This window comes from Terriglobia bacterium (genome assembly GCA_036496425.1).
Taxonomy (GTDB): domain Bacteria; phylum Acidobacteriota; class Terriglobia; order 20CM-2-55-15; family 20CM-2-55-15; genus 20CM-2-55-15.
Genome location: DASXLG010000307.1, coordinates 34,469 through 42,543 on the forward strand (window position 1 = coordinate 34,469; position 8,075 = coordinate 42,543).

Below are 8,075 nucleotides of genomic sequence, written 5' to 3' on the forward strand. Positions count from 1 at the left end.
TTTAAACAGTGTTCCTTTATTGGCTAAATTACCTCCTGCGAGGCATGGTCTAGCACCCCTCGATCCAAATTTGCTGTGAGGTGTTTAATTCCCCTCCTTTTCAAGGAGGGGAATTCGCGATATCAAAAGAAAACGGCGCGAAGCGACCTTATTCATAGCGAACGGGGTGGTTAAGATCGAATCGCGAAGCGCACCTTATTTTGTTGAACTTACTAACCGCCCCGTCTGCGCCTCAGAGGAACGGGCCTATCAATTGATGGCGCAGCCACCCCGCCTTGGAAAGGCGGGGAATATCGCTGACTCCAGCTGATTGTTTTTCGATAGCGATTCCCGCTTACCAGAACGTCGTACACTCCACTTCATGGATGTTTTCCACGATTCGATCCGCCGTCACGTTTGCATTCCCCACTTTCGGACTGTGGCGTTTTCGATGGTCTTGAAAATCAGGTTCTCCACAATCAACCCCAGCAGAATGACGGTCAGCAACCCCGCGAACACGTTGGCGATCAAGAGTTGATTCTTGTTTTCGAAAATGTACCAGCCAAGGCCTCCCGACCCCGAACTCACTCCGAAAACCAGCTCCGCTGCAATCAGGGTTCTCCAGGCGAAGGCCCAGCCGACCTTCATGCCTGTCAGAATGTTCGGGAATGCCGCGGGAACGAGAATCCGTGTGATGTAGCCCGCTTTGGAGAGGCCATAGTTCTGGCCGACCATTCTCAGCGTCGCGCTGACTCCGCGGAATCCCGCGTAGGTGTTGAGCGCAGCGGACCACAGCACCGCATGAATCAAAACAAAGATGATGCTGTTATCGCCGAGTCCGAACCAGATCAGCGCGATAGGCAGCAAGGCAATCGACGGCAGGGGATTGAACATCGAGGTGAGAATCTCGAGCAAGTCCGATCCGATCCGGCTGGCGCTTGCAAACGCCGTCAGTACGCCGGCCAACAGCAACCCTGCAAGATATCCTTTCAGGAGAAGTGTCAGAGTAAATGAGACGGCTCTGGGAAGCTGACCGGAAACGATCGAGGAAGCCAGGGCGCGGACGGTCTGGACGAATGTGGGCAGCAGCAGCGGGTTGGAAAGCCACCTTGCATATCCTTCCCAGACAACAGCAAGGGCCATAAGCACGATGAGTTTTCTAAGCATGCATCGCGCCTCCGGGCGCGGTTGCATCGAACAGCATTTCGTGAACGTGCGCGGCCTCGAGGTTTACATTTTCGAGCTCGGCTTTGACGCGGCCGGGTTGTGCGCTCAACAGGAGAATCCGCGTGCCGAGCCGGATCGCTTCGGGAATGGAGTGCGTGACAAAGATAACGGTGAAGCCGGACTCGGCGCAGAGCTGGAGCAGCTCCTCCTGCATTTTCGTGCGCGTCAGCGCGTCGAGTGCCGCGAAAGGCTCGTCCATCAGAAGGATTTGCGGGTTCATCGCCATCGCTCTTGCAATCGCCACCCGCTGTTTCATGCCGCCCGATAAGGTGTGTGGATAATTTTCTGCGAATTTAACGAGGCCGACTTTCTCGATGAACGTATCCGCTCTCGCGCGAGCGCCGGTTCGGTGCAGTTTGCCGCTCGCCGTCAGGGCGAAGACGATGTTTTCCCGAACGGTCTTCCACGGTAGCAGTTGATCCATTTCTTGAAAGACGAAGATGCGGTCGGGACCGGGATTCTGAATGAGCTTGCCGTCCAGCAGGATTGTTCCTGCGGCGGGCTGAATATATCCGCCGATCGCGCGTAGAATCGTGGACTTTCCACATCCGGAGGGTCCGAGAATGACATATCGATCTGAGCGGGAAACTTGAAAGCTGACGCTTTCTACAGCTGTGAGGGACTGCTTGCCGTTGCCGTACTGCAACGTTACGTCGTCCACTTCGAGGAGATGCATCAGCTTCCCGGGTTGCTCTGAATCTCCGGGAAGAATAAATCCTTCCAGGAGCCGGGACGCGTGTTGATCGAACCAATGTCATGCATGAAGGTGGCGTACTTCATGATGTTTTCGGGAGCGGTCGTGAATTTCACGCTCGGGTCGTTAAGGACGTCGAGGATTTCCTGCCGGGAGAACCCGATTTCGCCCGTCGCTTGAAGGAGGATGTCCGCCGCGCTTCCTTTGTCGCTGACGATGAGGCTGATGGCCTGTTGCAACGCCTTCAAGACGGCTGCATACATTTTCGGATTGTGATCTCGAAAAGCCGACGTGGTGGAAAGCATCGTAAAGGTTGTGGAGCCGCCCATGACATCATCCGATGTCATGACGGTGTGAATGTGCGGGTCTTTCCTCTCGCGTTGATGGAACGGCGGCGAAGTGAAGTGCGCGTCGACGGTGCCCGACCCAGCCAGCAGCGCGACGACGCCGTCCGGATGCGACATCGTAATGGTAAACCTGTCGAAGTGCGACACGTCGCCGGCGCCGAATTTCTGCCGCGCGTACATCTGCATGACGATGGACGGAATCGACACCTTTACGGCGGTCACTGCAATTTTGTCCCGATCTGTGAAGTCTTCCAGTTTCTGTAAGTGGTCGGATCTGGCATTGAGATACATCGGCAGCGATGACATCGCCGCCGCGCCCAGGACCTTTGCCGAATCGCGCGTTCTGTCCCAGAGGATAAGAAAGGCGGGAGGGCCCGCGGCAATGAAGTCCACGGAGCCGGAAAGCAGGGCGTCGTTCATGGCGGATGGACCGCCGAGGTCGATCCATTTCACATGCATGTTTGGTATGCCGGCGCTCCGAGCCTGTTCTTCAACGAGGTGATTCCGTTCCATGACAAGAAGCGGAAGAAACCCGACCCCGCCGGCCCCGCGTGGGATGCGAACTTCTGTGACTTCGCTTCCAGGAGGAGTTGCAGGCTTGCTGCACGCCGCGAGCAGAAAGAAGAAAGCTACAGCCGCGGAGCGGCGAAAGAGCTTAGCCACGGCTTGCACAGCGGAGATTGAGCGGTGTGTTTGACGGACTGGCATTCCCCTCCTTTTCAAGGAGGGGTGGCTGCGCCATCAATGAAATGGTCCCGTTCCTTCGCGGCGCAGACGGGCGCGAAGCGCGAGCCCGATAAGGCCGAAGCATTAAAGTGGTTAGTAAATTCAACAAAATATGGTGCGCTTCGCGATTCCTGGATAACCACCCCGTCCGCGCGGCTAACGATGCTGCGCAACATTTTTTGAATCGCGCGGCCACCCCTCCTTGAAAAGGAGGGGAATGTCGCTCGATTTCCGTATTGGGAAACAGCCCAGAAGGCCGGGCGAACATCATGGCGTTGTCGCCCTGATGACATCGTTGACGTCCGCGAGTTGATCGAAGCGCCAGCAGAGATCGATCAGTCGGTCTACCTGTGCTCCGGAAAGGCGGGGAAGCGCCTGATCCCGGAACTTTTCTTCAAGTTGCCGGTCGCTCAGTGGACGCCGCAGATTACCCAGAGATTGTTCAACAAAGCGGGTGATCGTGCGGCCGTCCGTCAGATCGACCTCGATGTGTGATTGGTCTTCAGTAATCGAAGCGTCCCCAGTGGGACTAACCTTTTCGCGGACGTTTCTGATCGACGGATCATTCACAGCCGCGTCGGTAAATTCCTGCAAACCTCCCTTACCCCGAACCAGGCCGATCGCCGCGGCATGATAGATCGAGTATTTGCTGTCGAGCCCTCGCATAATCTCCCGCTTATTGCAGAGATCCAGCACCAGCGGCGCGACCCGGACACGAACCGCTTTGATGGCATCCGGTTCCGGGCGGTAATCGCGATGCAGATCGATACAGCCGTCGATCGTGGGTTGCACGACGATACCGCATGGATAGGGCTTGTAGGTGTTGTAACGGATCTGGAAGTCTTCGCCAAGCCCGGCTGTAATTTTCGAGAGGTCGTAATCGGAGGCCAGAACCGCCGCAAAACCGCGCGGGCTTTCTATAGCGTATTCACCGGCCGTGAAGTTTTCCTTCGCCATGATGGCGGCAAAGTAGCCGTTGCGCGCAGCGTGGCCGGCATGAAACGACTTGGCCATCGATCCGAACATCTCTCGAATACCGGAAGCCTGGGTTGCCGCGAGACCCATTGCCCATATCATTTGCTGCGTTGAAAGGCCGATCAGCTTTCCGATCGCGGCCGCGGCGCCGAATACTCCGGCAGTTGCTGTAATGTGCCAGCCGGCATTGTAGTGCGCGGGATACACGGCATTGCCGATCCGCGACTCGGTTTCGAAACCTACCAGAAAGGCGTGCAAAAAGTCCTGCCCGCTGATGGGCTTGGTGCTTGCATATGCAAACAACGCGGATGCTACCGGAGGCGTCGGATGGATATAGTTCATCGGAGTCGTGTCGTCGTATTCAAACACGTGGCCGCTGATGCCGTTGATCACAGCCGCATATAGAGGATCGAATCGCTCGGCTCGTGCCAGCAGCGCTGCAGTGCGCTCGCCGGAGAAAGGCGAGAGCGCGCGTATCGCAATGTCGACCGCCGGTTCGCGGCTGCCTCCGACGGCACAGCCGACGAAGTTCAGGAGGGAGCGCCTGGCTTCGTGTATAACGTCGTTGGGAATCTGTTCGTACCGGCTCGACACGACGTAGGACGAGAGTGTTTTGGTTTGGGACATCGCGGATGATTGTACACTTCCCCATTCATGAAAGGAGCTGTCTGTGGATAAGGAAATGTTTGAAAAGGGCCTGGCGATCAGGCGTCAGGTTCTCGGAGCCGATTTTGTCGATAATGCGTTTGCAACGGCGGATGATTTCAATCGTCCGTTGCAGGAATTGGTCACGCAATACTGCTGGGGTGAGGTCTGGGGCCGGCCCGGGCTGGATAAGAAGACCAGGAGTCTGTTGAATCTCGCAATGCTGTCCGCTTTGAACCGCCCGCATGAGATTAAGGTTCACGTGAAAGGCGCGCTGGCGAACGGGCTGTCCAAAAATGAAATCATGGAGGTATTTCTCCAGGTCGCGATCTATTGTGGCGTGCCCGCTGCAGTAGACAGCTTCCGGATTGCGAGGGAAGTGTTCAAGGAGTTGGAGAAATGACGGATCGCAGCCTCGGCTTTATCGGTGTCGGACGGATGGGCGGACGTCTTGCGCGCCGGTTGATCGATGCGGGCTATCACCTCACCATTTTCGACACCAGTGCCGGCATGATGCGGCCGTTCGTCGAGCAAGGAGCAACGGCCGCCGATTCGCCGGCGGCTGTTGCGTCTGCTTGCGAAATCGTGATCACGTGCCTGCCGACGCCCTCGGTCGTTCACACCGTTGCGCTTGGGAATTCCGGGATTGCCGATGGCAGCAAGGTCAAGATCTTTATCGATATGTCGACGACCGGCGCCACTTACGCAAAGCGCATCGCCGAAGGTCTTCGCGCAAAGGGCATCCAGTCGGTCGATGCTCCGGTGAGCGGGGGACTGGTAGGGGCGGAGAAGGGAACCCTCGCCGTTATGGTGTCGTGCGACGAGGATCTGCTGCCACGAATCGCTCCAATCATCGAAGTGTTCGGAAAAATGTTTGTCCTGGGACGCGAGCCGGGAATGGGGCAGACGATGAAGCTTCTGAACAATCTTCTTTCCGCGACAGCGATGGCCATCGCCTCGGAAGCGGTCGTGATGGGAATTAAAGCCGGCCTCGATGCCAAACAGGTTTGCGAGGTGATCAACGCCGGGACCGGCCGGAATAGCGCGACCGCGGATAAGATTCCGAGATGCGTCATTCCACGGGCCTTCAACACGGGCTTTTCGATTGCCCTGTTGAATAAGGATGTGCGGCTCTGCCTGGAGGAAGCCGACGCGCTTGGCGTGCCGATGATCGTCGGAAATGCAGTGCGCCAGTTGCTGCAGATTACGATGGCCAGCGAAGGGCCGGATGCGGACATGACCGAAGTTGTGCGTCCACTCGAAAAGTGGACGGGTATCGAGGTCAAGTGAGGGAAATTAGCCACAAAAAGCACAACAGGATCCTTTTTGTGCCTTTTGTGGCTGATTCCCCTCTTATGCAGGTGACGAAAGACCAATGGGGCGCCTTCATGGCCGTCTTCCTCGGCTGGATCGTCGATGCCTTCGATTTCAACATCCTCGCCTTCATCCTGATCGATATCGAGAAAAGCTTCACCGTGGACCGCGCGCTCGCCGGCGCGCTTGGCACCGTCACGCTGATCATGCGGCTGGTGGGGGGAACGGCGGCGGGCGCAGCGGCAGACAAGTGGGGGCGCAAGTACCCGCTGATGCTTTCAGTGCTCTGGTTCTCGCTGTTTGCATTTCTCAGCGGCTTCTCCTCGTCCTACGCAATGTTGTTCGGCTTGAGAGCCTTATTCGGAATCGGAATGGGGGGCGAGTGGGCGGCCGGCATGCCACTGGTTTTCGAGCACTGGCCGGCGAAGCTGCGCGGTACGGTTTCCGGATTGATGCTCGGCGGATGGTATTGGGGATACCTGTTTGCGGCGATCACCTTTCAGTTCGTTTATCCCCTGTTCAGCGGCCATCCGGATCTTGGCTGGCGGGTCATGTTCTGGATGGCGATCGTTCCCGCGCTGTTCACCTTCTGGATTCGCTCGCGCGTGTCCGAAAGCCCGGTGTGGCTGGAACGGCAGCAGCTTCTGAAGCAAGCCGCGAGCACGCGAGCCATTGATAAGGTTTCAGTAGGAAGAATTTTTCAGCGCGATTTGATTCTCACCACGTTACATACGACGGCCATCATCGGTTCGTTCATGTCCGTGTACTACTCGGTGAACTTCTGGTATCCGACGTTTCTGCGGGAGGCCGGCCGTCCCACGCTTCCGTATCTGGCGGCTTTCAACTTCGGAGCCATCATCGGCGTTGCGGCATGGGGCCGTTTGTCGGAAACCCGGCTTGGGCGGCGCGGCGCCGTCACCATTACGATCGTGGTCGGCATGGCGTCGTTGCCTTTATATCTGCACGCGACGACGTCTCTCACTCTCGGTTTGGGTGCCCTGCTCATGGGCGCATTCGGGATGGGGATCTGGGGAATGGCGCCTGCCTACACCAACGAACGCTTTCCGACAGCTGTTCGGGGTGTTGGTCCGGGTTTCTGTTATCACGCAGGCGCCGCGATTGGAGCCCTGATGCCGTTGGTGCTGGGCCGTCTGCAGGACCGTGGCCTGCGTCTGACCACGGCGATGTCTCTGGCGATGCTGGTTTCCGGTGTTCTTTCCGCAACGTTGATCTGGCTTGGGCCGGAAACTCGCGGCCGGGAATTCTCCGCAGACGACAATTAAGGGAATGATCCTGACGATGCTTGCGAGGGTGAGGCGCTCAGTCGAGCCGGACGACCCAACCTTTCAGCTCTCCGGCCGGTGAGGGATATCGTGCAGCAACCAGGGGATCATGTCCCGGTATGACGTGCTCGCGTGAACTCGCCAGCGCATATGCGCGACGGTAGCCTTCGCCGACCTCCGCAAGATTGAACGCCACAGGATAGGGAATTCCACGCTCGATATTGGCGTACAGGTGGGATGCGTCCGATGCGAGGACGACGCTTCCGCGCCGTGTTTCGACCCGGACAATCTGCATACCCATCGTGTGGCCGCCGACATGATGGACACTGAGGCCGGGGGCGACTTCCTCGTCGCCGTTGTGAAAGACCAGGCGTCCAGCGAAGAGCCGGCGGATCATGGCGGAGACGTCTTCGGCATCGAAGGGCCAGCGCATGAAGGCATGCGACATATGGCGGCCCGTGCAGAACTGCATCTCGCGGTCCTGGATGTGAAAGCGGGCGTTAGGGAAGAGGTCGTGGTTTCCGGAGTGATCGTAGTGCATGTGCGTGATGATCACGTCCTCGACCTTGGACGGTTCGATGCCGATCGCGCGCAGGCCGTCCTCGGGACTTTTTATGAATGTACGGCCGCGCTTGCGGGCCGTCGCTTCGTCAAACCCGGTATCGATGACGAAGGTCTGGCTGCCGGACCGGACTGCCCAGACGTAGTAATCGAGCGGCATCGGCGAATCGTCGTGCGGATCCGAGACGACAAAATTCTCCCGGGCGGTCCGCTCGTGGTGCGCGTACCGGACAGCATAGATTTCCCAATTGCCCATAGATGTTGAGCCGCAGATGACGCGGATGGCGCAGATGAGCGCATCAAGAATCTTTTAAGGCATCCATC

At 57.8% G+C, this 8,075-nt stretch carries 8 protein-coding genes; 3 read left to right on the top strand and 5 right to left on the bottom strand.

Annotated features, from left to right (window positions below; genetic code table 11):
* Nucleotides 1-390 precede the first annotated feature (390 nt).
* The 4 genes from VGK48_22470 to VGK48_22485 all read right to left on the bottom strand — a co-directional run bounded on the left by VGK48_22470 (nt 391) and on the right by VGK48_22485 (nt 4,575).
* Nucleotides 391-1,146 (bottom strand): ABC transporter permease subunit, encoded by a 756-nt coding sequence (locus VGK48_22470; GenBank protein HEY2383951.1) that lies wholly within the window; start codon nt 1,144-1,146, stop codon nt 391-393.
* Entirely contained in the window at nt 1,139-1,882 is a 744-nt protein-coding gene (locus VGK48_22475; GenBank protein ID HEY2383952.1) for an ABC transporter ATP-binding protein, read from the bottom strand. Before VGK48_22475 ends, VGK48_22470 begins: the two co-directional genes overlap by 8 nt.
* On the bottom strand, nt 1,882-2,910 hold the full coding sequence (locus VGK48_22480) for an ABC transporter substrate-binding protein (GenBank protein HEY2383953.1): 1,029 nt from the start codon (nt 2,908-2,910) through the stop codon (nt 1,882-1,884). Before VGK48_22480 ends, VGK48_22475 begins: the two co-directional genes overlap by 1 nt.
* 330 nt (nt 2,911-3,240) lie before the next feature.
* Nucleotides 3,241-4,575 (bottom strand): MmgE/PrpD family protein, encoded by a 1,335-nt coding sequence (locus VGK48_22485; GenBank protein ID HEY2383954.1) that lies wholly within the window; start codon nt 4,573-4,575, stop codon nt 3,241-3,243.
* A 43-nt stretch (nt 4,576-4,618) separates the two neighbouring features.
* On the opposite strand from VGK48_22485, the gene pcaC reads away from it, so the two are divergent.
* The 3 genes from pcaC (at nt 4,619) to VGK48_22500 (ending at nt 7,190) form a co-directional block, all read left to right on the top strand.
* On the top strand, nt 4,619-4,996 hold the full coding sequence (pcaC, locus tag VGK48_22490; protein HEY2383955.1) for a 4-carboxymuconolactone decarboxylase: 378 nt from the start codon (nt 4,619-4,621) through the stop codon (nt 4,994-4,996).
* Nucleotides 4,993-5,883, top strand: a complete 891-nt coding sequence (locus VGK48_22495; protein ID HEY2383956.1) for an NAD(P)-dependent oxidoreductase — start codon at nt 4,993-4,995, stop codon at nt 5,881-5,883. The genes pcaC and VGK48_22495 overlap by 4 nt, the downstream gene beginning before the upstream one ends.
* Before the next feature lie 65 nt (nt 5,884-5,948).
* On the top strand, nt 5,949-7,190 hold the full coding sequence (locus tag VGK48_22500; GenBank protein HEY2383957.1) for an MFS transporter: 1,242 nt from the start codon (nt 5,949-5,951) through the stop codon (nt 7,188-7,190).
* 37 nt (nt 7,191-7,227) lie between these two features.
* On the opposite strand, the gene VGK48_22505 is transcribed toward VGK48_22500, so the two are convergent.
* Nucleotides 7,228-8,007: an N-acyl homoserine lactonase family protein gene (locus VGK48_22505; protein ID HEY2383958.1), complete on the bottom strand. Its 780-nt coding sequence runs from the start codon at nt 8,005-8,007 to the stop codon at nt 7,228-7,230.
* Nucleotides 8,008-8,075: the final 68 nt, after the last annotated feature.